General features: G+C 66.5%; 21 protein-coding genes. 17 read left to right on the forward strand and 4 right to left on the reverse strand.

Annotated elements, in window-relative coordinates:
• Positions 1-18 precede the first annotated feature (18 nt).
• On the reverse strand, positions 19-1,392 hold the full coding sequence (locus WT60_RS33835) for a hypothetical protein (protein ID WP_145986836.1): 1,374 nt from the start codon (positions 1,390-1,392) through the stop codon (positions 19-21).
• Here WT60_RS33835 and WT60_RS33840 point away from each other — a divergent pair.
• The 17 genes from WT60_RS33840 to WT60_RS34590 all read left to right on the forward strand — a co-directional run bounded on the left by WT60_RS33840 (position 1,382) and on the right by WT60_RS34590 (position 22,351).
• Positions 1,382-1,801, forward strand: a complete 420-nt coding sequence (locus WT60_RS33840; RefSeq protein ID WP_145986837.1) for a hypothetical protein — start codon at positions 1,382-1,384, stop codon at positions 1,799-1,801. The genes WT60_RS33835 and WT60_RS33840 overlap by 11 nt on opposite strands.
• A gap of 130 nt (positions 1,802-1,931) precedes the next feature.
• Entirely contained in the window at positions 1,932-2,558 is a 627-nt protein-coding gene (locus WT60_RS20305; RefSeq protein ID WP_059576955.1) for a response regulator, read from the forward strand.
• 56 nt (positions 2,559-2,614) lie between these two features.
• Positions 2,615-6,316 carry a transporter substrate-binding domain-containing protein gene (locus WT60_RS20310; protein WP_186448642.1) on the forward strand — a complete coding sequence of 1,234 codons (3,702 nt, stop codon included), beginning with the start codon at positions 2,615-2,617 and terminating at the stop codon, positions 6,314-6,316.
• Between the two features lie 792 nt (positions 6,317-7,108).
• Positions 7,109-7,750, forward strand: coding sequence for a response regulator transcription factor (locus tag WT60_RS20320; protein ID WP_060356424.1), 642 nt, complete (start codon positions 7,109-7,111; stop codon positions 7,748-7,750).
• Between the two features lie 125 nt (positions 7,751-7,875).
• Positions 7,876-9,228 carry a TolC family outer membrane protein gene (locus WT60_RS20325; protein WP_236860904.1) on the forward strand — a complete coding sequence of 451 codons (1,353 nt, stop codon included), beginning with the start codon at positions 7,876-7,878 and terminating at the stop codon, positions 9,226-9,228.
• Positions 9,229-9,263: 35 nt separating this feature from the next.
• Positions 9,264-10,523: an HlyD family efflux transporter periplasmic adaptor subunit gene (locus WT60_RS20330; RefSeq protein WP_060356425.1), complete on the forward strand. Its 1,260-nt coding sequence runs from the start codon at positions 9,264-9,266 to the stop codon at positions 10,521-10,523.
• Positions 10,524-10,589: 66 nt separating this feature from the next.
• Entirely contained in the window at positions 10,590-12,725 is a 2,136-nt protein-coding gene (locus WT60_RS20335; RefSeq protein ID WP_060356426.1) for a peptidase domain-containing ABC transporter, read from the forward strand.
• Between the two features lie 131 nt (positions 12,726-12,856).
• On the forward strand, positions 12,857-13,171 hold the full coding sequence (locus WT60_RS20340; protein WP_038747431.1) for a hypothetical protein: 315 nt from the start codon (positions 12,857-12,859) through the stop codon (positions 13,169-13,171).
• 119 nt (positions 13,172-13,290) lie between these two features.
• Positions 13,291-13,548, forward strand: a complete 258-nt coding sequence (locus WT60_RS20345; RefSeq protein WP_038747434.1) for a hypothetical protein — start codon at positions 13,291-13,293, stop codon at positions 13,546-13,548.
• Positions 13,549-13,763: 215 nt separating this feature from the next.
• Entirely contained in the window at positions 13,764-14,291 is a 528-nt protein-coding gene (locus WT60_RS20350; protein WP_038747437.1) for a fimbrial protein, read from the forward strand.
• Between the two features lie 88 nt (positions 14,292-14,379).
• Positions 14,380-15,153: a fimbria/pilus periplasmic chaperone gene (locus WT60_RS20355; RefSeq protein WP_052145059.1), complete on the forward strand. Its 774-nt coding sequence runs from the start codon at positions 14,380-14,382 to the stop codon at positions 15,151-15,153.
• 179 nt (positions 15,154-15,332) lie between these two features.
• On the forward strand, positions 15,333-17,924 hold the full coding sequence (locus WT60_RS20360) for a fimbria/pilus outer membrane usher protein (RefSeq protein WP_236860939.1): 2,592 nt from the start codon (positions 15,333-15,335) through the stop codon (positions 17,922-17,924).
• A gap of 33 nt (positions 17,925-17,957) precedes the next feature.
• Positions 17,958-19,043: a fimbrial protein gene (locus WT60_RS20365; RefSeq protein WP_082754699.1), complete on the forward strand. Its 1,086-nt coding sequence runs from the start codon at positions 17,958-17,960 to the stop codon at positions 19,041-19,043.
• A 479-nt stretch (positions 19,044-19,522) separates the two neighbouring features.
• Positions 19,523-21,157 carry an alpha/beta hydrolase gene (locus WT60_RS20370; protein WP_236860905.1) on the forward strand — a complete coding sequence of 545 codons (1,635 nt, stop codon included), beginning with the start codon at positions 19,523-19,525 and terminating at the stop codon, positions 21,155-21,157.
• Positions 21,158-21,241: 84 nt separating this feature from the next.
• A complete protein-coding gene (locus tag WT60_RS20375) occupies positions 21,242-21,490 on the forward strand; it encodes a hypothetical protein (protein ID WP_145986838.1) in 249 nt (82 codons plus the stop codon).
• Positions 21,491-21,930: 440 nt separating this feature from the next.
• A complete protein-coding gene (locus WT60_RS20380) occupies positions 21,931-22,242 on the forward strand; it encodes an H-NS histone family protein (protein WP_038747569.1) in 312 nt (103 codons plus the stop codon).
• A complete protein-coding gene (locus tag WT60_RS34590; RefSeq protein WP_186448672.1) occupies positions 22,160-22,351 on the forward strand; it encodes a hypothetical protein in 192 nt (63 codons plus the stop codon). The genes WT60_RS20380 and WT60_RS34590 overlap by 83 nt, the downstream gene beginning before the upstream one ends.
• A gap of 238 nt (positions 22,352-22,589) precedes the next feature.
• On the opposite strand, the gene WT60_RS20385 is transcribed toward WT60_RS34590, so the two are convergent.
• The 3 genes from WT60_RS20385 to ald form a co-directional block, all read right to left on the reverse strand.
• On the reverse strand, positions 22,590-23,096 hold the full coding sequence (locus WT60_RS20385; RefSeq protein WP_059576942.1) for a lecithin retinol acyltransferase family protein: 507 nt from the start codon (positions 23,094-23,096) through the stop codon (positions 22,590-22,592).
• 592 nt (positions 23,097-23,688) lie between these two features.
• Positions 23,689-24,036 carry a hypothetical protein gene (locus tag WT60_RS20390; RefSeq protein WP_038747449.1) on the reverse strand — a complete coding sequence of 116 codons (348 nt, stop codon included), beginning with the start codon at positions 24,034-24,036 and terminating at the stop codon, positions 23,689-23,691.
• A gap of 448 nt (positions 24,037-24,484) precedes the next feature.
• Positions 24,485-25,600, reverse strand: coding sequence for an alanine dehydrogenase (ald, locus tag WT60_RS20400; protein ID WP_059577044.1), 1,116 nt, complete (start codon positions 25,598-25,600; stop codon positions 24,485-24,487).
• Positions 25,601-26,203: the final 603 nt, after the last annotated feature.

Below are 26,203 nucleotides of genomic sequence, written 5' to 3' on the forward strand. Positions count from 1 at the left end.
GGTCGTGGCGAACGGCGCTCATGCCGTTCTCGCGCGGCCCGAGAGCGCCTCGGTCGGCTCGGCAATGCGCGCGTGACACGCGCGGACGTTCTTCGGGCTGGACGGCGCGGGCAGCCGCTTTGCCGGCAGCGCCCGGCATGCGAGCCCGAATGCCGCGTCTCGCGCACGGCGAGCGCAAAGGCTGGGCGATTCGACTTTGTCGCGCGCCTGGTCGCGCGCGGCGAGCCGCGTGGAATCCGGATGCCGCATCAGCGCCGCCGCGCGACATCGTCGCCGTTGCCGCGCGAGCGGTCCTTCGGGACCGGACACGGACATCGCGGCGGCCCTGGGCGGCGCGTCGCGGGCCGCGTCGTGGTCGGCTCGCGCCGGATCGCCGCCGAATACGCCGCTCGGCGCGCGCAATGCAACGCATGCGGGCCGCGACGAAAGCGCGCACGAGCACGCCGCGTGCGCATCGTACGACAAGGCGCGCCGCGCGGTCGCTCGCCGCATCCGAGCTTCGAAGATCCGGCCGCTCGGCAACGGCGCATCCGGCACCGGCGCGTGTTCCCGCGCTTGCAGGAAGTGCGGCGTGGCGTGATCGAAGCGGCCCGCGCGCGGCGCGATGTCGCTGACAAGGCGATATGGGTCCGGGGCTGACCCAACGCGGGGCCTCCCGGCCGCTCGAATGCCGTCGAGCCTGCCTGCGAGTTCGCATGCGATGGATGGGCGCAATGGCGCGACCGGCGAACGTTCGATGAGGTCCGTGCTCATTTTCCTGTCCTTACTCCATACGGTTGAACGGCGGATTCGCTCCCGCCGATGTCGGACGTTTCCGCCGAAGGCCGGGCTTGCGTTCGCGCCGATGTCCTCGGCGGTGCGTGGCGCGACGGCGTGCCGTTTGCAATCGGCACGAGCCGGCTCGTCCGGTGCTGACGAAAGCGAAGTGGCGGCCGGCGGCCCCGCGCGTCGGCCGCTCGACCCCACGTCGACGCAGCTCGGAGAGGCGGATGCGTTGCCCGGCCGCTCGCCGGCGACGCGGCGCGTTGCCCGCCGCGCACGCGCTCGACGCCGCTCGACGAACGCGGCCGTGCCGAGCGCGAACCCATGAACAGACATTGCCTTTCTTTTCTTACCGCGGAAATCGCAATTGTTAGAGACGCGGCCTCCATGTCGCCGCGCGTTCGCGATTTCGTCGTTGGTTGCTGCGTTGACTGTCGTCGGACTTGTCGGCCGCGCGCGTCGTGCCCGTGGGGCCGAAATTTCTAAGAACTCTGATTCAACGGTCGATTCGCGATCGGTACAGTCGAATGAATCCGGATAGGCGATGCGGGTGCGTTGCGCGATTTCGCCGATTGCCGCGACGGCGCGGCGTGTCGGGCGCGTTGCGTTTCGTGCGTGCTTGGGCGCCATCGACGGGAAACACGCGGATGCCGCGCGATTCGTCCGCGAGCGCATGAGCGCAGATGGGCGTGCGTTGCGGGTTGCGGGCCGTCGCGTTCGGCAGCTTCCCGTGCATTACGCGGCAACTGATTTCCCGCGCCATCATTCATCGGCGTTCGCCATGGAGCCGCGCGATACGCGCCGTGCCGACGCTTCCGGCACGGCACGTTCGCAAGCCCGTTATCAGCGTGAAAAGGCCCTGGCCCAATACCGGCACGTGATCGCGGCAGCGGCGGCGTGGCTTTCGGCCGGTTGCTGCAGTTTTGGCGCTCCGGTCCGCCCACACGACGAGACGCAGGGCGAGTGTGCCGCGGCTCGATACCCGCCGGCACGCCCCCTTGTCGCCGCTTCGTTCGTGCTCTCGCGAACATCCGCATGACTCGGGGCCGCCGTGGCGGGCCGCGCCTTCGGCACGCGTTTTTTTCATTCACGACATCTCGTCGGTCTCGACCGACACGCAGGAGGGCACATGCCGTCAGTAGTGGTCGCATACGCACCGAGGAACCGCGATGCCCGGCATTCTGATTGTCGATGATCATCCCGCCATCGGTTTGGCGATCCGTACCGTGCTGTCCGGAAGGCAGGAGTTCGGGCCGATCCGCGAAGCGGCCAACGCAGTCGATGCGATGGCGCTCCTGCGCGAGCACCCCATCGAGTTGGCCATTCTCGACATCGAGATCCCGGGCGGCGACGGTTTCCGTTTGTTGAAGCGGATTCGTGCGGAAGGGCTGAAAACCCGGGTTTTGATTTTTTCCGCGATGGACGAAAAGATCTATTCGGTGCGGGCGAGCCAGGCCGGAGCCAACGGCTTCCTGAGCAAGCGAAACGACATGGCCCAGATCCTCAACGCCGTGAAGACCATCCTGTCCGGCTATCTGTTCTTCCCCGCCGAGGCCGTTTCGGCGCTCTACCACGATCGCGCGCAGGAAGCCGCGAACAGGATCGGCGGGTTGACGAATCGCGAGCTGACGGTGCTGCGCGGGCTCGCGCGCGGATCGTCGAACAGGCAGATCAGCGAGGATCTGTGCATCAGCAACAAGACGGTCAGCACGTACAAATCCAACATATTCGAGAAGCTCGGGGTGTCGTCGGTCGTGGGCTTGGCCGATTACGCGAAAAAGAACGGTCTGATCTGAGAACGATTCGCGGCAAGCCGCACCGCCGATCAATGGCGCAGGCGAGCCTCGTCGACATGAATACGATGTCATCCTGCATTTGGTCGAAGATCGGCCGCGCCGGGCGCCGCAATGCCGTCCGGCTGTCGGCCATCTTGTGTTTCGCGTCGGTTGGCGCTCATGCGGGCACGGCGAACCCGGAATATCCGCCGCGCAAACTGCAGTTGCACAGCATCGAGGACGCCAATCGGCACTTGTCCGCGGAGCCCGGTGATCGGAGCCGACCGCATTTGCCGAGGACGGTGCGGGTGGCGGTCGCGCGCGACGGCGGCGTCCCGTACAACCTGTATCGCGATCGCGACCTGTACGAAGGCGTGACCGCGGATTATCTCCACGTCATCCAGCATGCCGGCGCGCTTCGCTTCGAGATCTGGATGTTCGATACGCGCGCGCAGGCTCGAGCCGCGCTGATGAGCGGCTCGGTCGATCTCGTCGGCGGCGTTCGGCTGGACGCCGATCGGCACCTGCTTCGGTCGCGCCCGTACTTCACGGACCGGCGGGTCGAAGTGCGTGTGCTCGGAGAAAAAGGCCGGATGGATTCCGCGTCGGCGCCGCCGGAAAGCTATGCCGTGACGGCGGACGATTTCGGCAACGCGGCTTTTCGCGCCCGCTACCGGCACGAAAAGATCACGGCCTATCCGACGGCGCTCGGCGCGCTGCAAGCGGTGGCCTATCGCACGGCCGACGCGTTCATCGGCCAGGCCACCGAAGCGAACTACCTGATCGACCAATTGCAGTTGCCGCTGTCGATCACCAATTTCGCCGACGTGGACGCGCCGCCGTTCGTGTTCGCCGCCCGCGCCGCGGACACGGACCTGATCAACCATATCAACGCGGCGCTGCGAGCCATTCCGATTCGCACGGCCGGCGAAATCCAGCGACGCTGGTTCGGTTCGGCGAATCATTTCAAGATCCGTCGAGACCTCGTGCTGACGGAGGAGGAGCGCGAGTACGTGAGGACGCATCGCACCATTCGCTATGCGAGCGCGATCGATCTGCCGCCCTATATGTTCGTCGAGAGCGGCCGCGGAAAAATCACGGGCCTGGGCGTCGACGTCATGGACTTGATCGGCGAGCGCACCGGGCTGAGTTTCCAGCCCGTGTCCTTCGGCACTCAGCGGGAATGCCTCGCGGCGCTCGCGGACGGCAGGGTCGATTTGCTGCCGAACGTCGCGATCGGCGACGCACGCGAGAACTGGATGACATCGACCGCGCCGTATGCGCAGACGCTCTGGGTCATCCTCGTGCGCGCGGGCGATGGCGCTGTCACCAGCACCGCGCATCTTGGCGGCAAGCGTATCGGCATCATGCCCGAGACGCGCGGGTTCCAGCGGTTCAATCCGGAACCGCTCATCGGCGAGCCGCAGCTCGTCGAGGCGCGCGATATCCCGACGCTGTTCCGCATGCTTCTCGACGGCAGAGTCGATGCGATTTCCCTGCCCGGCACCACCGCCAACTATTTCATCGCGCAGTACGAGCTCGCGAGGCTGGTGAAGGCGGTGACGACGGTCAACGAGTCGGTCACCAGCATTGCGATGGCGGTGCGGCGCGACAACGAGCTGTTGCTCGGCATTCTCGACAAGGTGTTTCAGGCAACGCCGCCGGAGGATCTCGACGCCTTGCGGCGCGACCGGATGCGCTACCGCCCGACCAACGTGATCGCCGGTTGGTCCACCATGCAGCGGCAGCGGGTCGTCAAGGCGCTCACGGCGCTGTCCGTCGTGCTGAGCTTGAGCGCGGCCGCGCTCGGCGCGATTCGCTACGGCCAGCGACGCCGCGCGCGCGAGCTGCGCGAGAGGATCGCATTGCAGGATGCGCTGATCAACGCTTTGCCCTTCGCGGTCTACCTGCGCCAGGCGGACGGGCGCGTGGTCAGCTGCAATGCATCCTTCGCCGAGGCCTACGGGTTGCCGCGGGATGCGCTCGGCGACGCCGACGCGCTGCCTGCGTCGACCCTCCGGCAACAGGCATTGAACGCGATGCTCGATGAACTGTTTCAGGCCACGCTGACGGAGCGCCGGGCGCAATTCGCCGACAGAACCTTGGCGGACAACGGCGGCGATTCGGATCTGTTCGTCTGGACGGTTCCGCTCGGGTGTTCGAGCTCGGGCGCCGGTGCCGTGCTCGGCGGCTGGATCGACATCACGCTTCGCAAGCAGACCGAGCGCGCGCTGAAGCAGGCGACGCTCGAAGCGGAGACCGCGAACCGGGCCAAGAGCGCGTTTCTCGCGACAATCAGCCACGAAATCCGTACGCCGATGAACGCGATTCTCGGCTTGCTCGAACTGGAGCTCGGCCTTCCAGGCGCGCCGAACCGGGACACGATCTGGACGGTGCGCGAAACCGCGCAGTCGCTGCTGCGCCTCATCAACGATTTGCTCGACACGTCCAGGGCCGAGTCGGGGCAGCTTCAGCTCGATCCCCGGCCGACCTGCGTCGTGAGCTGCGTCGAGCGGCTGTTGTTGATGTATCGGCGGCTCTGCGCGGAAAAAGGCCTGGCGCTGAACGCCGAAATCGATCCCGGCGTGCCGCAGACGCTGCAAATGGATGGCTTGCGGGTGCGTCAGGTGATCGGCAATCTGCTGGGCAATGCACTGAAGTTCACTGACCGCGGCGGCATCAGCCTGAGCCTGCGATGGCAATCTCGCGACGATTCCCGCGGGACGCTCGAGATCGTCGTGCGCGACACCGGCGTGGGAATACGCGCGGAAGACCAGGCCCGGCTATTTCAGCCTTTTGAGCAGGTGACGGGCGCCGGGGCCGGCCTCGACGGCTCCGGCCTCGGGCTCTGGATCTGCGGTACGCTGGTGGCTCAGATGCGCGGCCGGATCGCGCTGGAGAGCGAGTTCGGCGAAGGCACGCAGGTGCGCGTTTCGATTCCGCTGATGCGAGCGTCGTCGGACGATGCAATGCCGCCGGCGCTGCCGACACCGCGAGACTGGGCGTGCACGCTGCGCGCGCTCGTGGTCGACGACCACGCGCCGAACCGCATGCTGCTGGTGCGCCAGCTGCACGCGCTAGGCTTCGAGGAAACGTTCGAGGCCGGCGACGGCGAGCAGGCGCTCGAACTGCTGGAACGGGAAACGGTGGACGTGATCCTCACCGATTGCTCGATGTCGCGCATGAGCGGCTATGCCTTCACCGCCGCGGTGCGAGCGGACGAGCGATGGCGTGATTTGCCGATCTTCGGATGCAGCGCCGACGCGCGCGCCGAAGCGCATGAGCAGGCGTTGTCCGCGGGCATGACCGCGTTCCTGGCCAAGCCGGTCGGCCTGCTGGATCTGGCGCATGCATTCGATGCACATCTTCGCGGTGCGGTGCTCGTCGCCCCCCGCGCCGCGGAAGCGGCCGCGGACCCGACATCCGATGCGATGGCGCTTGCCGCGCGCCACGCGCTGTATGCGATCGCCGGCAACGACATCGACGCGCGCAACGCGTTGATCGACACGCTCGTGCGGAGCAACGACGCCGATATCCGGGCCTTGCAGCAGGCGATGGACAACGGCGACGTCGAAACCGCGATCCGGACCGCGCATCGCATCAAGGGCAGTTCGCAGATCGTTGGCGCGGCGGAACTCGAGCATGGCTGCGTCCAACTGGAGCAGCGTCTGCGAGAGGACGACACGGCGGCATCGAGGGCGCACGCTGCGCGCGTCGTCGCGCTGTGCGCCGTCTTGCATGCGCATCTGCGCGCATTGCGGCAGCGCGCGATCGCATGAAAGGGCCTGCGCAGGGCAGGACGCCGATCTGACGCCGCGGCTGCATCGACCGAAGGCGCAATGCAGCGCGCCGCGTCGCTCGCTTCGTTCGTCGCGCTGCAATCATGAATCGGCGGCGAGCGGCACGTCGTGTTCGCCGCGTATTGCATCGAATCGCATCGAATCGCCACACGATCCTTCATACCCGAATGCGCGAACCGGTCGCGACGATCGCGGCGATCGCGTGCAGCAATCGCGTTTGCGCGAGATCGTCGCGGCGCGCCGCCGCGCGTCGCGTGACGAAACCACGTTCGATGCGATTCGGCCGGCGCTGCGAAGTTCGGCGACGAACGCGCCTGCGCCCGACGCAATCGGCAACGTGCCGGCCTCGCGCGCGGCCTCGCCGCGCATATCGCGAGCCTGCAGCCTGGAGCGTTGTCGCTCCATCCGGATTTCCGGGCGAGGTCCGGCTGGCCGCTCCGCGTGACGACAATCGATTTCTCCATTGAACGCCGTCGCACGGCGGCCCGCCAGCCGGGCAGATCCGAACAGATTCCATCGAGCCGTGCGGGCAGGACGGCCTTGACCCGAGCCCGGCGACGCCCCGGAAAATTCCGATGCCGTTCTCGGAAAAGCGTCGTCGCGTCTTCCGACGCGGCCTATCGCGTGCGACGGGCCTGAAGAAAAGAATAACGTCCGAGCCATTCAGCACCTGCGCCGACATCGACGGGCATGTGGGACAACCGCTCATTTCACGCCGGCCCCGAATTGGCCGGCGGCACGACTCACACGTTCCTTCATCCGGGATCTCACATGGCAGGCATCACGCTATCGATCGCCGACGATCATCCGATCGTCCTGCACTCGATCAAGCTGCTCGTCGAACCGCAGCCGTTGCTGCAATTGCGGCACGTGTGCAGCAGCGGGCGCGAACTCCTTTCCGCGTTGACTCGCGAACCGACTCATCTGGTGCTGACCGATCTCACCATGCCCGCGCAAGGCGGCTCATACGACGGCCTGGCACTGCTGCGCGCGGTGCGCGCGGCGGCGCCGCGCAGCAGAGTGATCGTCCTGACCGCGCACAGCAACGCCGCGATATTGACGAAGGCGATGCAGCTCGGCGCGCGGGCGCTGGTCGGCAAGGCCGACCCGGCGCACGAAATCATCCGCGCCTGCATGCACGTCCACGCGGGAGCGACGCGCCATTTGTCGCCGGTCATGCGCAGGAACATCGAAGACGGCCAGTCCGCGCACATGCGCAATTGCAACCTGACGCAAAAGGAGCTCGACGTCGTGCGTCTGACGGCGACCGGGCTTTCGTTGTCGGAGATCGCGCTGCAGTACCGGCGATCGGTCAGCACCGTCGCATCGCAGAAATCCACCGCGATGCGCAAGCTCGGCATCCATTCCACGGCGGACCTGATCCGCTACGCCACTGAAAACGGATTGACATGAAAGCGACTCCGAACGCCGCGGCGGCGCGACGCGGCACATCGGCATCCGAAAAAATGGACGAATTGCGATTTTCACCGCGCGCAGCGACGTTCAGACTGCGTGCTTCGAGCGATGCCGACGCAGGCATGAGCGCCGCCGCCGTTTCGCGTTTCTTGCCGCGAGGGCGCTGGGCGCTGCTGTGGTTCGCGTTCGCCGCACCGGCGCCGAGCGCGCATGCGACGACGCTGCCGCAGGCCGTGGCGGCCGCGCGCACGTTCGATGCGGCGATCTCGGCCGCGCGTCACGGCGAGCGGGCCGGCGCGCAGAAGCGTTGGGAAGGGCTCGCCGGGCTGCTGCCGAAGGTGCAGCTCGAGGGCGCGTATACGCGCCAGGATCAGCCGAGCGCGTCGTACGCAGCCGGCGTGCGGCGCCATTACTACGCGATCACGCTGACGCAGCCGCTGTTCGACCTCGGCCGCTATGCCGACTACCAGCGCGGCGCCGCGCAGGCGAGCGGGGCGGAGGTGGAGCTCGCCAGCGCGCAGCAGCAGCTCGTGAGCAACGTTTCCGATGCGTTCTTCGAGATCCTGTATCAGCGCGAGGTGCTGCAGGCCACGCGCGCGGCCAAGGAGACCTTCGGTCAACAGCTCGAGCGTGCGCGCCTCGCGCTGAACATCGGTGAGGGCACCCGGACCGACGTCGACGAGGCTCAGGCCAATTACGACGACGCGCAGGCGCGCGAGATCGGTGCGCTCAACGATCTCGAAACCGCCGGCGGCGCATACGAGCGGCTGACCGGCCTGCGTGCGGCCGAGGTCGATCCGCTTGCCGGCGTATGTCGCTCGCCGCCTTCGATGGCCGAACTGGAGCCGATGCTCGCGCGTGCGGAAGAGGACAACCTCGAAGTCCGCGCGGCCGCGTTCCAGCTCGACGAGGCGCAGGCCGACGTGACGACGGCGCGCGCGAGCCATTTGCCGGTGGTGAACCTTCAGGGCAGCTACGGCGGCAACTGGAGCCGCGCGCAGAACGGCAACGCGCTCGACGAGCTGTTCGGCACGACGTCGAAAACGCGAACGTCGATGATCGGCATCACGGTGACGATCCCGCTGTTCGCCGGCGGCGCGGCGGTGGCCACGTCGCGCGAAGCGTACAGCCGCCGCGCGCAGCGCCGCGATCAGTTCGAGGATGCGCGCCGGCGCGCGCGCCAGGATGCGCGCGCCGCGTTCCTCGGCATCGTCAACGGCGCGGCCAAGCTCAGGGCGCAGCAGCGCGCGGTGGAATCCGCGCGCAGCCGCGTCGAGTCGACGCATTACGGCCGCGAAGTCGGGCTGCGCACCAATGTCGACGAGCTGACGGCGCAGCAGAAGTATTTCGAGGCGGCGCGGGATCTTGCCGATGCGCGCTTTCGCTATATCACCGCGCGGCTGAAATTGTCGGCCGTGCTGGGCACGATCGCTCAGGACGACCTGAACGAATTTGGATGTTTGACCGTCGGCTAGGCGCATGCGGCCCGAGGTTTCATTGATGGATTGTCATGTCTGACTCACTGTTTCGCCCCGAGGCGCTCGAAGCCGGCAAGGGCAAGCTGATCGGCACGGTTGCGCTGTACTCGCCGCCTTACCGCTGGTTGCTCATCGCCATCGTGGCGGTCATCGCCGTTTCCGTCGCGGCGTTCATGGCGCTCGGCACGTATACGAAGCGCGAACGCGTGATGGGGCAGATCGTGCCCACCGCCGGCGTGCTCAATGTCAGCCCGCCCGTCACCGGCACGGTGGAAAAGATCGAGGCCCGCGAAGGCCAGCGCGTGCGCGCAGGCGAGCCGCTAGTCACGGTGTCGGCCGAGGTGACGACTTCGTTGGGCGACGCCCGCGAGATGGTTCGCACCCAGCTCGAGACGCAGCGCGAGCGGCTCCGGAGCGATCTGAGCGGCCAGACGGTGCTGGCCGAGGAAGCGATTCGCGGGCTGAAGGATCGCGCGGCGACATTGGAGGGCCAACTGCGCGAACTTCAACTGCAGCACGCGCACCGCGTGCGCCAGGTGGAGCTCGCCCGCAGCCAGCTCGAGAAGCTGGCGATGATGCGAACTCAAGGCTATGCGTCGAATTCGCAGGTCGATCAGCAGGAAGCCAGCGTGCTCGACGCGGAGGCTCGCCTGCAGGATTCCGTGCGCGCGCGGCTCGACGTGCAGGGCCAGTTGATCCAGGTGCGACAGCAGTTGCGCGAGCAGCCGCTGAATGCACGGCAACGGCGCAACGAAACCGGACGCAAGCTGGCGGAAACCGAACAGGCCATCGTCGAGAACGAAGCGCGCCGCTCCGTCGTGCTGCGCGCACCGGCCGACGGCGTGGTGGGGGCGATGCTGTTCAAGGTCGGCCAGATCGTCAGCGCCGGACAGACCGCGGTGTCGGTGCTGCCCGCCGACGGCAAGCTCGAAGCGCAACTGATGGTGCCGAGCCGCGCCATCGGCTTCATTCATCCGGGGCAGACCGTGGTGCTGCGCTACGAGGCTTATCCCTACCAGAAATTCGGCCAGCAATTCGGCCGGGTGTCGGGCGTGTCGCGCAGCGCGCTGTCGCCGCAGGAAGTCGCGGCGTTGACGGGCCAACCGAACGTGCAGGAGCAGCACTACCGGCTGACCGTCGCGCTGGATCGTCAGGACATCGCGGTCTACGACCGCACGGAGCGCCTGCGTCCCGGCATGGCGCTCGATGCCGATCTCCTGCTCGACCGTCGCACGCTGATCGAATGGGTGCTGGAGCCGATCTACGCGCTCGGCCGTCGCGCGAGCGCCTGAAACCGAACTGTCACGAACCACCGGCTTGCCGCTCGCGGCGCGCATGCCGGCACTGAAATCCGAACGATGAGTATTCTGAATGCCTTGCGCTTTGGCTGGGGACGCCGGCTGCCAGTGATCCTGCAAACGCAAGCGGCCGAATGCGGGCTTGCCTGCGTGGGAATGGTGGCGGGATTCTTCGGCCACGATATCGACATGATGCATCTGCGTCAGCGCTTCACCACGTCGCTCAAGGGCGCCACGCTCGGCGACGTGATGCGCATAGCCCAGCGCCTCGGGCTGGCGTCGCGCGCGCTGCGGCTCGAGCTGGGCGAGCTCGGCCAACTGCGGCGGCCCTGCATCCTGCATTGGGAGATGAGCCATTTCGTGGTGCTCAAGCGCGTCGAGCGCGATCACATCGTCATCCATGATCCCGCGCGCGGCGCGCGCAAGGTGCCGATGGACGAAGTCTCGCGCTGCTTCACCGGCGTCGCGCTGGAATTGCTGCCGACCGCCGCGTTCGAACGCAAGCGCGAGCGCGAATCGATTTCGATGCTGCGGCTGATCGGCAGCGTGCTCGGTGTGCGCTCGGCATTCGTCCAGGTGCTGACCTTGTCCGTCGCGCTGGAGTTGTTCGGCATCCTGACGCCGTTCTACATGCAGTGGGTGATGGATCACGTGCTGGTTTCGTCCGATCGCGATCTCCTGACGCTGCTCGGCATCGGCTTCGCGATGGTGGCGCTGTTCCAGACCGCCATCACGGCGCTGCGCTCGTGGGTCGTGACATGGTTCTCGAGCCTGCTCAGCGTGCAATGGAGCGCCAATGTCTGCGCGCATCTGCTGCGGTTGCCGATGACGTATTTCGAGCAGCGCCATATCGGCGACGTGGTGTCGCGCTTCGGTGCGGTGGGCACGATCCAGAGCACGCTGACCTCGCGTTTCGTCAGCACCTTGCTCGACGGCGTGATGGCCGTCGTCACGCTGGGCATGCTGTTCGTCTACAACCGCACGCTGACCTGGCTCGTGATCGCGCTGTTCGCCGCATACGCGCTGCTGCGCGCCGTCGCGTACCGTCCGTTCCGGCAGGCCAATGAAGACCAGATCGTCTACGCGGCGCGGACCGAGACTCAATTGCTGGAATCGATCCGCGGCGTTCAAGCCATCAAGCTCGCCAACAAGCAGGACGAGCGCGTGGCGATCTACGCCAATGCGATGGTCGAGACCGCGAACAAGGGAATCGCGATCCAGCGCTTGTCCATCGGTTTCTCCGCCGTTCACGGACTGGTTTCCGGTATGGGCCGGGTCGCGCTCGTGTGGCTGGCCGCGCAGCAGGTCATCGACGGCAGCTTCTCCGCCGGCATGCTGGTGGCCTACATCAGCTTTGCGGATCAGTTCATCGGACGCGGCTCCGGCCTGATCGACGCGCTGATCGATTTCCGCATGCTGCGGCTGTACGGCGAGCGCCTCGCCGATATCGTGCTGACGGATGTCGAGGCCGACATGGAAGGGAGCGTCGCGCACATGCCGAGCACGCAACGGGATGCGCCGCCCGCGATCTCCGTTCGCAATTTGCGCTATCGCTACGCGGAAGGCGAACCGTGGGTGCTCGACGGCTGCTCGTTCGATATCGCCGCCGGCGAATCGGTGGCCATCGTCGGCCCCTCGGGGCAGGGGAAGACCACGCTGGCCAAGCTGCTGCTGGGGCTGCTCGAACCTCAGGAGGGCACGATCGCGGTGGATGGCGTCGACATTCGCCACATCGGCTTGCAGCACTACCGCGACCGCATCGGTTGCGTGATGCAGGACGACATTCTCTTCGCGGGCTCGATCGCGGACAACATCGGCTTCTTCGATCTCGAACCGGATCTGGCGCGGATCGAGGACGCGGCGCGGCTCGCGCAGATCCACGACGACATCGCCGCGATGCCCATGGGCTATCAGAGCCTGGTGGGGGACATGGGATCGTCCCTGTCGGGCGGGCAGTGTCAGCGTGTGCTGCTGGCGCGCGCGCTGTATCGGCGTCCGGACATTCTGGTGCTGGACGAGGCCACGAGCCATCTCGACGTCGCACGCGAACTCGCGATCAACGAGGCCGTCAGCGCGATGCCGATCACGCGCATCCTGATCGCCCATCGCCCCGAAACCATCCGCAGCGCGCAGCGGGCCTTACTGCTGGAAAACGGGCGCGCCGCGTTCGTACCGTTGCCCGTCGCGACGCGGTGAGGCGCGCGTCGGACGCGCGTCGCGCATCGGTGCGCATCGGCGTGCGACCGACGAGCCCGCTGACGATTCGAGCCGCCGGCGAACCGGCCTTTCTTTGTTCGCCAATCCACTATTTCAAAAGGAGTATTTCAATGCGTGAACTGACCGTGATGGAACTGGAGCATGTCGCCGGCGCAGGCTTCTGGTCGAGTCTGGGTGCCAGCGTTCTCGGTGCGCTCACGGGCTTCGGCACGGGCTTCTTCAAGGGCGGCGTGACGGGCGGCAGCACGGGCGGCATCGTGGGCGCGGGCATCATTTCGGCCGGCGTCGGTGCAATCGCCGGTGCGATCGTCGGCCTCGTGGGCGGCGCCATTTACGGCCTCATGAACGACTGGGCCCCGACGGCGTCGTGGTTCAACGAGAACATGAACAGCCTGCTCGATCCGACCTATCCGGCACTGAAGTAAATCCGGCGGCCGTCTTGTCCCGCGCGGCGCGACCGCTGCACGCCAAGTGCCGGGGACGAGACGGCTCCGTGCCACAACGTCGGAGTCCAGACGATCCGACGCTAACGAAGGAGCTGAAAATGCGCGAACTCAACTACATGGAAACGGCGAACGTCGCAGGCGCGTGGAGCTGGTCGGATATCACGACGAGCTCGATCATGGCGATGTTTCGTCCGGCGTCGAACGCCGAGCTCACCGTGAGGGAGCCGCCGGAGTTGACGGGCGGCGCGGCCGGATTGGGCGACACCTTCGGCAAGGTTGCCGCGGCGCTGCTCGTCGGCGGCGTACTGCTTGCCGGCGGCATCGGCGCGGGCTTGCTGTCGCTCGCACGTCGCTGATCCGACGGCCTGTCCGCATCGTCCCCCTCGCGCCGCGGCACGCGAGCGCGAGGGGGCATGACGCTGTCGCCGCCGCTGTCTTCTGCGTTGCGCATTTGGACGTTTTGCGATTTAAGGACTCCGAATAATGGAACAGAATGAATCGTTGTCCGCAATGCCACGCATGGCGCGACAACGATCAAACCCTGTTCAATCAAACGGAAAACGTAAATCGAATGAACCAGAAAATCGCCTTCGGCATTCTTTCCGCCGCTCTCGCACTGCCCATGGCCGCTCACGCATCGGACGGCACCATCACGTTCAATGGCGCAATCGAGGCGCAGACCTGCACGATCAGCGTGAACGGCGGTAACCAGGACGCCACCGTTCAGCTTCCGACGGTGTCGGCAAGCACGCTGAGCACGAAGGGCAGCACGGCGGGCGCGACCAACTTCACGATCGCGCTGAGCGAGTGCTCCGGCGACGCCACGCAAGTCCGCGCCTTCTTCGAGGCGGGCCCGAACGTCGACGCCACGAGCGGCAACCTGAACAACAACGGTTCCGCCACGCAAGTGCAGGTTCAACTGCTGAACGCGGACGGCGTCGTGCTGCAAGCGGGCGACGAGTCGCAGCGCAGCAATGCCGCTTCCGCTCTGACGGACGGCGCGGCAACGCTGGTCTACGGTGCTCAGTACTACGCGACCGGCGCCGCCACCGCGGGTGACGTTCAAACTTCGGTGACCTACTCGATCGACTATCTGTAAGCACCGTCGGCGAGGCTCCGTCGTCTGCATGGAGCCTTTTACGACAAGGGGGGCTATTCCAGCCCTCCTTCGTAGGCTGGAATTCACTATGCTCTCATTCAGAACGCCGAAGCGCGGCCGCTCGCGGTTGCATCTCTTCGTCCTTTCCCTTGCCCTTGTCGTCAGCACCGAGGCGGCAGCCAACATCGTTCTGTTCGGCACGCGCGTGATCTATCCCGAGGGGCGGCGCGAAGTGTCCGTGCGCATGAACAATCGGGGCGATCAGCCCGCACTGGTTCAGGCATGGGTCGATCGCGGCGACACGACGGCGACGCCCGACAAGGCGGACGCGCCGTTCGTCATCACGCCGCCGATTTCCCGCGTCGAGCCCGGCAAGGGGCAGACGTTGCGGCTCTCCTTTCTCGGCGACGACGTGCCCGAGGACAAGGAATCGCTCTACTGGCTGAACGTGCTCGACATTCCGCCCAGGCCGAAGGCCGTCGAAGGTGAAAACCTGATGCAGCTCGCCATCCGTTCGCGCGTCAAGATATTCCTGCGGCCCGCGGCGTTGACCGACGAAGGGGCGATGGCCGCCGCGCAACAGGTGCGATGGCAGGTGCAGCGCGACGGCAACGGGCGCGTTCAAGGCGTCTTGGCGAGCAATCCCAGCGCTTACTACGTCAATATTGCGACGGTCGAGATCGGCCCCGAAGGCAAATCCGTCATTGCCGGCGAGGGGGCGATGATCGCGCCGGGCGCGACCCATCTGTTCCGTTTCGCCTCGTCGCTTCCGGCACAGCTCGAGAAGGCGCGCGTGGCGTTCGGCTATATCACCGACTACGGCGGCATTGCACGCGGCGAAAGCACCCTCGGCACGCCCTGACACCCCCGGTTTCGCTCCGCGCCGCGCCTTGCCCCACAGCCGGCGGCGGCGCCCGGCGCGACGCACTTCAACCTTCAGTCACCATGGATATCAATCACTCGGCCCGTGCGAGGGCGGGGCGCGCTCGCGCGCGCCTGCCGGTTCTCAAACCACTTCCCGCAGCGGCGTTGCTGGCCAGCATGAGCGTGGCGCAGTGCGCGTCGGCCGCGAGCGATGGCGCATCCGCTTCCGCGCCGCGGCGCGAGCCGACGGCGACGCTCGCCAGCGCGAGCTTCGATCAGAATTTCCTGCGCTCCGGTTCGGGCGAGACCGTCGATTTGTCCCGGTTCGCCAACGGTAATCCGCTGCTGCCCGGCGAGTACCGCGTGGACGTCTACGTGGCGGATCGCTTCATCGGCCGAGAAACCGTTACCGTCAAGCAGGGCGACGGCTCCGACGGCGGCGCCGCGCGCGTCTGCGTGTCGCGCACGCTGTTCGACCGCCTGGCCATCGACCCCGCACAGGTGCCCGCGGACACGCTCGCGCGGCTGGCCGACGCGGCCGGCTGCGTCAGCATCGAGGCGCTGTCCGACGATGCGCGCGCCAGCCTCGACACAGCGGAGCTGCGTCTCGACGTCAGCCTGCCGCAGGCGTTGATACGCCGCCATGCGCGAGGCTACGTCGATCCGGCGCTGTGGGATTCGGGCGTCACGGCGGGCATGCTGGGCTACAACGCCACCTTTTACCGCAGCGAATCCGGCAACCTGACGCAGCAGTCGGCTTACGTCGGCATCAATGCCGGCTTCAACGTCGGCGGCTGGATGTTTCGCCATAGCGGCTCCTACCAGTGGCGCGAACGCGAACCTTCACGCTACAGCTCGATCCGGACCTACGTGCAGCGCGACATCACGCCGCTGAAGGCGCGCGTGACGTTGGGCGAATCCAATACCAGCGGCGAAATCTTCGACACCTTCGCGTTCCGCGGCGTGCAGCTCGCCACCGACGATCAGATGTGGCCGGAGTCGATGCGCGGATACGCGCCGGTCGTGCGCGGCATCGCGCAAACCAACGCGCGCGTGACGGTGCGCCAGGGCGACGCGGTGCTGTACGAGACCTCGGTTGCGCCGGGCGAATTCGTGATCGACGATCTGTACCCCACCGGCTACGGCGGCAACCTCGACGTCACGGTGACGGAGGCGGACGGCCGCGTGCAGCAGTTCAAGGTGCCTTACGCGTCGGTCGCGCAACTGCTGCGCCCCGGCAGGACGCGCTACAGCGTGGTCGCCGGTATGGTGCGGTACGGCGGGTTGAGCTATCTGCCGAGGGTGATTCAGGCAACCGTGCAGCGAGGCTTGTCCAACAGCTTCACCGCGTATGCGGGAGCCCAGGTCACGAACGACTATGGGGCCGTGCTCGCGGGCGGCGCGTTCAGCACGCCCTTGGGCGCCTTCGCGCTCGACGTGACCAAGTCGTGGGCATCGGCCGCCGGCTTCAGGCGCAACGGCACCAGCGTGCGTGCGACGTACAGCAAGCTGATCACCGCCACCAACAGCAATTTGTCGGTGGCGGCGTACCGCTTCTCGTCGTCGGGCTACATGGACCTGCAAAACGCGCTGCAATACAGCGATCAGGCGCGGCGCGGCACGCTGAGCGATACCTCGTGGGTGACGAGCAGGCCGCGCAATCGCCTGTCGGTCACGGCAAGCCAGGGCTTCGGCTCGCGTGCCGGCAATCTCTACGTCAGCGGCTACAGCCAGAACTTCTGGGACCGTTCGGGCAGCGATACGCAGTTCCAGATCGGCTACAGCAACAATTTCCGCGCGCTCGGCTATACGGCTTCGATCAGCCGCAGCCGCACGTCGCTTGGGCGGATGGAAAACCTCTACATGCTGTCGCTGTCGGTGCCGCTCGGCGGCAAGTCGCGCGCGCCGACGCTCAACATGGCGGTGACCAACGGATCGGACGGCACCAGCGTGCGTTCCACCGTCAACGGCACCGCGCTGAAAGACAGCTCGCTCGATTACAGCGTCGGCGTGACGCGCAATTCGAGCCGCGACGTCGGCGCCAACGGGTCGGTGCTGTACCGCTCGCACTACAGCGCATTGCAGGGCAGCTTCGATGTGGCCGATCGCTACCGCGCGATGTCCGCCGGCGCGAGCGGCATGCTCGTTGCCGATGGCGGCGGCGTCACGGCCTCGCCGTACAACGCGCAGTCGATCGCGATCGTGGAAGCGCCCGCGGCGGCCGGCGCGCGCGTGCTCGGGTATTCGGCCATCGTGCTCGATCGCAACGGCCATGCGGTGGTGCCGTACCTGAATCCGTACCGGCTCAACGAAGTGTCCATCGATCCCAATGGGCTGCCCGACGACGTCGAACTGCTCACGACGCGGCAGCAGGTTGCGCCCCGGAACGGCGCGATCGTCAAGGTTCGCTACGGCACCGTGGTCGGCCGGCCGGTCCTGATCCGGGGAACGCTGCCTGGCGGCAGCGTGCTGCCGTTCGGCGCGTCCGTGGCCGATCCGGACGGCAACGTGGTCGGCACCGTCGGTCAGAGCGGGCGGTTGTACGCGCGCCTCGCCGACGGGCTCGAGAAGCTCGTCGTCAGATGGGGCGAGCGAGACCGCAATGCCTGCACGCTTGCATTGCCCGAGCAGGCGCCCGACGCGCCCGACGGCAAGACCGGTCCGCTGAAACATCTGCAGCGTTTCGACGCGGTGTGTCAGCCGTTCTCGACGGACGCCGATCAGGCCGCATCGATGCACCCGCGCGCGGCGACGCGGACATCGGGTTGACCGTGCGCTCCCGCGGCGGAGATTGCCGCGCGCATGGCGTTTTCTCACGATGATGAAAGGACGATTGTGATCAAGGAATACACACTGAAGCTTGGGCGCACGTCGATGCGGCGCCTGCTGCCGTGGGTGGCGCTGAGCCTGCTCTGCGCCGGCGCGGCGCACGCGACGCAGAACTGTTCGGTAGGCAGCGGCGAAAGCGTCGTGCTGCTCGATTTGACCCAGAAAATCCTGGTGCCGGAAGACGCGCCGATCGGCACCGTGCTGATGAGCGCCCACGGCGTCAGCCGTACGGCTCAATGCATGCTGAACGTCACGTATCCGTTGACGAGCGAGTACGCGTACGTGCGTCGTCCCGATCTGACCACCAGCAACAGGATCGGCAGCGGCCTCGCGATCTACGTGACCTACAACGGCGACCGCGGCAATTCCGCGGCCAACTGGAAGACCGACGTGCTGGTCGACTCGGCGGTCAAGAGCGTTTCGGTGCCGTTCACGGTGGACATCGAACTCGTGAAGATCGGGGAGACGCCCACGAGCTCCGACACCAAGCTGCCGAGCAACTACGTGCACGTGCTCAGCGTGGCGGACCCGAACCAGAACTTGCTGGCCCAGGGCGGCAACGCGATGTACTTCATCAGAGGACTGCAAGATGTCGTGGTGTTTACCAAGAGCACGTGCTCGGTTGTCGGAGACGCCAATCCCGTCGTCAATCTCGGCACGTTCGCGGCCAATGGCCGCTCGGGCCTCGGCTCCGGCATCGGTTCGACATCGCCGTCGCGGGATTTCATGCTGGAGCTCGACTGCAAGCAGGGCAATACCGGCGCGTTTTCGGTCGCGCTGACGTTGGACGGCCAGACCGCATCAGGCTATGACAGCGCCGGCGTGCTGGCGCTGTCGGCGCAGGCGGGCGCGGCGACCGGCGTCGGCGTGCAGGTACTGAAAGGCGATTCCGGCTCTCAGGCGGCCGTGCAGTTCGGTTCTGCCTGGGACGTCACCTCGCGATGGCAATCGGACGGACGAATCCAGCTTCCGTTTTCGGCGCGCTATTACCAAACCGCCGACACCATCACGCCCGGCCCCGCCAACGCCACGGCGACTTACACCATCAGCTACATGTAGCCTCCACGCCCTTCGCCGCGCTATCCGGCGACGTGGTCGGATAGCCGCGGCGGCGATAGGCAGGCCGCGTTTTCGACGCGACGGAGCGCGCGTAATCACATCGCCGCCGCGTGAGCTTCTTTCGCATTTGGGCTGCTTTCGGAGAAGAACCGGTCATCCCTCGTTTCCCCGTCATGCCGGACAAGACGAGAACGCATGGCATCCGCCCATCCGCCCATCCGCCCATTCGAGCGCGAAGCGGTACGGCCGTGCAATGAGCGGCAGGCTTGACGGCAAGGTCCGCCAGGGAGGATCGGATTTGTATTCGCCTGTACCGAACATTACAATTTGGGACCGACTCCAGCTCGGCTTTCGCATTGTCCGGGTGCGAAGCGCCGGGTGCGCGCACGGTCCGATTCCGTAATTGGACCGTGATTCATGCATCAATTCGCTCTGCGAAGCCTATGTCCCATTCATCGAACATGATGCGTCGATTCCGAATGGCTCGAGCCGCGCGCTTCGTGCTGCTTGCTCTCGCCCTGCTGGCCGCCCTGCTCCTCGCGCTGCGCGCCTACGATGTTCGCAACGGGCCCGCGCTCGAACCCTGGCATACCTTCGTGCCGGACGAACTCGACGTCGAGCAACTCGACCGGAGCGGCTGGGACGGCTATTTGCGTCGCGAGGACGCTCTGTTCGAACAAGTCAAAACGCAAGTGAGCGAGCGCTTGCCGCCGGAGGCGCGCGTGCCTTCGAATCGTTATTTCGAAGGCAGTCCGATCTATCCGCCGCACTTCGAGCACGATTGGAACCGTTCTTACGAAATGCTGCCGGCCGGCAAGCCCGTCGGCGCGGTCGTGTTGCTGCACGGCCTGACGGATTCGCCATACAGCCTGCGCCACATCGCGCGGCATTATGTCGAGCGCGGTTTCGTGGCGGTGGGCATCCGGCTTCCGGGGCACGGCACGGTTCCCGCGGGCCTGTCGAACGTCGATTGGGAAACGTGGATGGCGGCGACTCGGCTTGCCGTGCGCGAGGCGCAGCGCCGCGCCGGCCCCGGCAACCCGATTCATCTCGTCGGCTTTTCCAATGGCGGCGCGCTGGCGATGAAATATGCGCTCGACAGCCTCGAGGACAGTCGTCTTGCCCGTCCCGCGCGCATCATCCTGGTTTCGCCGATGATCGGCATCACTCGCTATGCGAGGTTTGCCGGTCTCGCGGCGCTTCCCGCGCTGCTGCCGCCATTTGAGAGGGCCGCGTGGCTCGGCATCGTGCCGGAGTTCAATCCGTTCAAGTACAACTCGTTTCCGGTCAACGGGGCGCGCCAGTCGCATCGCCTCACCAGCGCGCTGCAGCAACAGATCGCGCGCCTCGCGCGCGCGGGCAAGCTGGACGGACTTCCTCCCGTACTGACTTTCCAGTCGGTGCTTGATTTCACGGTCAGCACCCGGGCGATTGTCAGGCGGCTCTATGCGATGCTTCCCGACAACGGCAGCGAACTGGTGGTGTTCGACGTCAATCGGCGCGCGAAATTCGGCGCGCTGATCGATCCGGCATCGACACGGGAACTGTCCAGGATACTGCCGACGTTGCCGGTGAACTACCGGCTCACGACGATCGGCAACGCCGCGGACAAACCGGAGGCGGCGCATGGGGGCGTGGTCGAGCGCACCGTCGAGCCGGGCGATATGGGAGATGCGGGAGATGCGGGAGATGCGGGCACGCACTTCCGTGATCTGGGGCTCCCCTATCCGCCGCAGATTTTCTCGCTGTCGCACGTGGCGCTGCCGTTTCCGCCCGATGACGCGCTTTACGGCTCGCAACCGGCGAATGCGGACAACCCGCGATACGGCGTTTCGCTCGGTGCGCTCGTGCCGCGCGGCGAGCGGGGCGTGTTGACGATCAGCCTCGATTCCATGTTCAGGATTTCGTCGAATCCGTTCTTTTCCTATCTGCTTGCCCGCATCGACGATGCGATTGCCACACCGGCGCGCGTGATCGGCGTTCGGCCCGACGCGACACGGCGCGCGAAAGCTCCGAACGCGATCGCATCGACGGAGCCGGACCCGGACCCGGAATTCGAGGACATGCAGCGACGGGTGGTCGACCTCGAACTGGAACCCGCGACCATTCCCTGATCGCGCGCGGTCATGCGGCGGCCGTCCTGCACGGGCGAGCCGCCCGGCGCTTCCGCCACCTGAATGCACAAGAGACTCGGCGCGATGAATCCGAGCGTCATTTCCGCGCATGCCGAGGCGATTGACGCCCTGTCGCTATCGACCTGCGTCGCGATGGTGATGTTCGCGCTCGGCAAGCCGAGGGTTGGTGCCGTCGCGCTTTTCTCGATCGCCGCGCTACCGTTTCGCATGGAGCTCGCCGCGCCACACGGCGCGGCCCCCCAACGTGCCGAATCACGATGCGTCGGGCGCAGCGAGCGAACGAAGTTGACAGTTGCTGCGTACCTTTTTTGAGCGTTCCTTGGGGCGTGCAGCCCGGTCGCGCGGAGCCTTCGTCATGAGGAACGCATACCGTCAATCTTCGGGCAAGCGAACCGACTTTTTCGAAATACTTCGATTCTCGAATTTCTTACATTTGAATAACCTAGGCTGGGTTCACGTCGTCCAGGTCGCGATCGTCAGGCGGCGGCTACGCGCCGTACGACCGCAATCGGCAAAACTCTTCCGGGCTTCATCTCGACCATCCATCTTGCTTCGAACCGGGAAGGCGCGGCGTGCGAGCGCACCGCCGGGCAAATGGTGCGAGTTTGGCGCTGCGTTTGACGACATGCGACATCTCGCCACCGTATGACGCGAACCAATTATCTTGCCGCCGAGATGAAATCTCGTGGGAGATGGATTGTCATCGGGTTATGGAAAACAAGGCGGGGTTTGAAAAATCAGAGTGTGACGAAATGAACGCGTATCAACGATTTAAAGAGCTGAAAATCGAGCTCGAGGCACGTTTGGCCGAGGAGCGAGCGGCGGCTAGAGAGGCTGTTCTCGCGGAGATAAGGTCTTGTGTCGGCGAGTTTGGTTTTTCCCCGGACGACATATTTTCCGCTGACGGGCAACGTGGCAGGCGAAAGATTCGGGCCAGATATTATGACCCCGTCAGTGGAGCGACATGGTCGGGAGCAGGGCGTGAGCCAACGTGGATTCGCGGCAAGGATCGAACGCAATTTGAATTGCGGTGCAGCGGTACCGATGGGCAAGACGCGTCTTGAATCCGCGCGTACACGCGGCCTGATGCACGATGCAGATCTCGGAGCCGCCGCCGGCGAACACGTTGAATCACGCCGCCCGATAGGGGTGATGCCGCCGCTGGCGGCGTGACGACGCAGTTGCAGGAGCGCATGGCCGGCGCATTCCGCGCATGCCGAAAGAGCAGCGAAATCGGCGCGCGACTCGCGCGTCAAGCGACCGATGCGGCAGTTGATTCCTGCCTTCCTGTACACGCGATGTGCGCGACACGCGACGGCGATCCGGACTTGAGGCGACTTTCACCGGAAGTCGACGGCGAATGATGTCGATGCGCGGCGCGCGCCGTCGAGGCCGCTTTCGCCGCTCTTCGTCAAGCGTGCGCCGCGGCCACGCGGGCTTCGGCGGCGAGGCCGTCCGCGGCGGCGCGCCATCCATGTGCGAGCCGGCAAGCGATCATCAGGAAGAGCACGGCCAGCGCGCGCGCGGGATTGCGAATGCACGCGTCGACCTGTTCGCTTCGGCTTTGCCCGAACACGCACCACAAACAGAAGTGCTCGCAATTGTTGGAGAGCAGCCGGTAATCGCGCTCCCCGAGGCGCGACGTCGCACGATCGACGACATCCGGGCCGGCATAGGCCGCCGATGGATGCGACACGACTTCGACGCCGAAGCCCGCCGCGAATTGCTCGATCGACACGATCTCGACGGGGCCGCCGCGGAGTTTGCCGGAAAGGCCGGCGTAGTGAACCACGTCGCCGTTTCCGATATAGATGCCGTGGTGCGCATAGCCGACGCGTTTCGTCACCAGATGCGCGCCGCTCGGAAGACCGAGTTCGGCCGCGCCGCCTGCGGATTTCGGTCGAATGTGCTGGCTCATCGCGCGCTCCTGACGATCGCGAAGCCGTTCGTCGCGGCCGACGCGGCGGCCGGAACGTCAGCCCGACGCCGCGTGAGCGCCGAACGCTTCGCTTGCTGTCACGGTTTCAGTATTGGCGGCGCGGCGGCGCGTCTCAATCATCCTGGTCGGAGATCGTTGTCCGATGAGTGCGCGAGATGTCGGAAATATCCGACATCGGCGAGAGGATTCGCCGACACTCGAACACGTGTCGGACATGCGCGGCGAGAATCGGCGAATTGCATTGCATGGGTTCGGCCGCGCACGGTTTCGCCGGAGGCGGCCGGCGTGCTTGCACTTGCCCGACCGCCCCGGCGGATGGAGGCAGGCAAGCGAATCGAGCCCGATCGATATGCTTCGCGTCGTGACGATGCGCCCGGGTCCCGCGCGTGCGCGCGACGAGCGACGGACGACGCCGGGCGCTTCCGTGCCGACCCCGCCGCCGAGATTCGTCACGGCGATCGTCGATTGCGCCGGCACGGCGCCATGCGGCGAGCCGATCAAGCGCGCAAGTTCTGCGCACCCGATCGGTGGCGATACGGCAAGCGCGGCGCGTGCGCCACGCGCCGGCGATTCAGAACGCAACCTGCAGCACGACGTCGAACGCGAGCACGAGCGCCGAGCAGATGATGCCGAGCGTGAGATTCGACAGCCGATGCTCGACGTCCGGATGCCGGCCGATCCACGCGATGATGAAGAACAGCCCGTCGAGGACGACTTGCAGCGCGAACACGATCAGCATCAGCGTGAATTCGTAGCCCGCCTGCGACAGCTCGCTGAAATGCCAGCCGTGCCGGCTGACCCAGTATGCGACGCGGTACGCTTCGTAGCCCGCGAGAAGCAGCGGGAACAGATAGGAGACGAAATAGGTCGGCACCGTCGCATGCCGGAGTTCGGGAAAGAAATGATGTCCGGTCCGCATGATGGCCTCCGATCCGTGAATGCGCGCGCATCCCGCGATGCCGCTCACGGTTTCAGCGTATGCATTCCGACAAAGCGCTGATTGACGTGCGTCAATCGGCCGCCGCGGCCGCGCGTGCGCGCGCATCGGGTGGGTTCGGCGCGTTGCCCGCAGACGGGCTGCATCGTCGGTCGCAATCCGCGTCGTGCGGCCTGCCGTGCGCCGCAACGCTTGCGACGCGGGACGAATGCGCGCGAAGAGCGGCGGGCGGGCGATGCCCGCCCGAACGCGGCGTTCGCGAGCAAGGCGCTTGCCTCGGGGCAGGGCATCGGCCGGGACCGTGCGATGCGCGTCGTGTGCGTGCTCGGGCGGCGCGCCGAATCGGCGGTCGAGCCGAGTGCGAGGCCGCGCGAACGGCGGCGGCGGCCGTCGTCGGGCATCTCATTCGTTCGGACCGCTGCGCGACGAGTCAGTCGAGCATTTCGTCCGCATGCATATAGGCGCGGCCGAGCGCGCGGGCGACCGCTTCGTGCGTGACGTGGCCGTCGCAGACGTTCAGTCCGGCGCGCAGATACGGATCATCGGCGAGCGCGCGCTTCCAGCCTTTGTTCGCGAGCGCGATCGCATGGCGAATCGTCGCGTTGCCGAGCGCGAACGTCGACGTGCGCGCGACCGCGCCGGGCATGTTCGCGACGCAGTAATGAACGACGCCGTCGACGACGTAGGTGGGCTGCGCGTGCGTCGTCGCGCGGGACGTTTCGAAGCAGCCGCCCTGATCGATCGCGATGTCGACGACGACCGCGCCGGCGCGCATCTTCGAGACCATCTCGCGCGTGACGAGCCGCGGCGCGGACGCACCGGGCACCAGCACCGCGCCGATCACGACGTCCGCGTTGCGCACCGCATCGTCGATCGCATGCGCGTTCGAATGGAGCGTCGCGATTCGGTTGCCGAAGATCAGGTCGAGCTGGCGCAGGCGATCGACGCTGGTGTCGAGCACGGTCACGCGCGCGCCGAGCCCGACCGCCATCTGCAGCGCGCAAGTGCCGGCGACGCCCGCGCCGAGCACGACGACGTGCGCGGCCGGCACGCCGGGCACGCCCGCCATCAGCAGGCCCATCCCGCCGCCGGGGCTTTCGAGGTGCGCTGCGGCGACCTGAATCGACATGCGTCCGGCCACCTCGCTCATCGGCGCGAGCAGCGGCAGGCCGCCGCCGGGCGCGGTGACGGTTTCGTACGCGATGCAGACCGCGCGCGACTTCACGAGCGCGGCGGCCTGCGCGGGATCGGGCGCGAGATGCAGGTAGGCGTACAGGATTTGCCCGCGCCGCAGCATCGCGCATTCGGCCGGCTGCGGCTCCTTGACCTTGACGATCATGTCGGCGCGCGCATAGACGTCGGCCGCGTCGTCGGCGAGCATCGCGCCGGCCGCCGCGTAATCCTCGTCCCGCAGGCCGATCGCCGCGCCCGCGCTGCGCTGCACAAGCACCTGATGGCCGTGCAGCGCAAGCTCGCGCGCGCCCGCCGGCGTGAGGCCGACGCGATATTCGTAGACCTTGATTTCCTTCGGCACGCCAATCAGCATGATTCGTCTCCTCGGGTGATCGCCCGGCGTCGAGCCGCTGAGCTCGTTACGATCGTCTTGTCCGTGTCGCTGCGTCGATTTCTCGCGGATCGCCGTGCCGTTGCGCGCAGGCCGCAACGGCCGGCGTGGCCGCCGTCGCCGGCCGTTCGTCGTCGCGAAGCGCGGCGGCGGGATTGCCGCGGACATCGCTCGAATGCGCGGGCCGAGGCAACGAATGTTTCGTTGCCGCCGCCGCGCGATTTATCTGCATTCCCGACGAAATGCCGCCGAGGGTCGGCTTGGCCGCCTATGTCCAACTGGCGTTCGGTGCGGCCTGACGTGAGGCGCGCCGCCCGCGCGTTCGCGCCGCGACGGATGCCGCACGCCGCCGGCCGATTCGACGCCGGATTGCGCACATGAATCGTCAACGCATCAATAACGGATTCTAGGTCGAAACGGACGGAAACCTTGCCGCTGCCGCATCGAACCTCGATGCTCGGCCCGACCGCTTGCTTTGCTTCTCGGCGCGCCTGTTTCGCGTTTCGACGGCGGCTCGTCGCCGGCACGGATGCCGCTGCGTCAGGCCGGCTTCGCTTTCAGGCATCGCGAGGGAGCGCCGTCCGG

The organism is Burkholderia sp. MSMB617WGS (genome assembly GCF_001532025.2).
GTDB classification, from domain to species: domain Bacteria; phylum Pseudomonadota; class Gammaproteobacteria; order Burkholderiales; family Burkholderiaceae; genus Burkholderia; species Burkholderia savannae.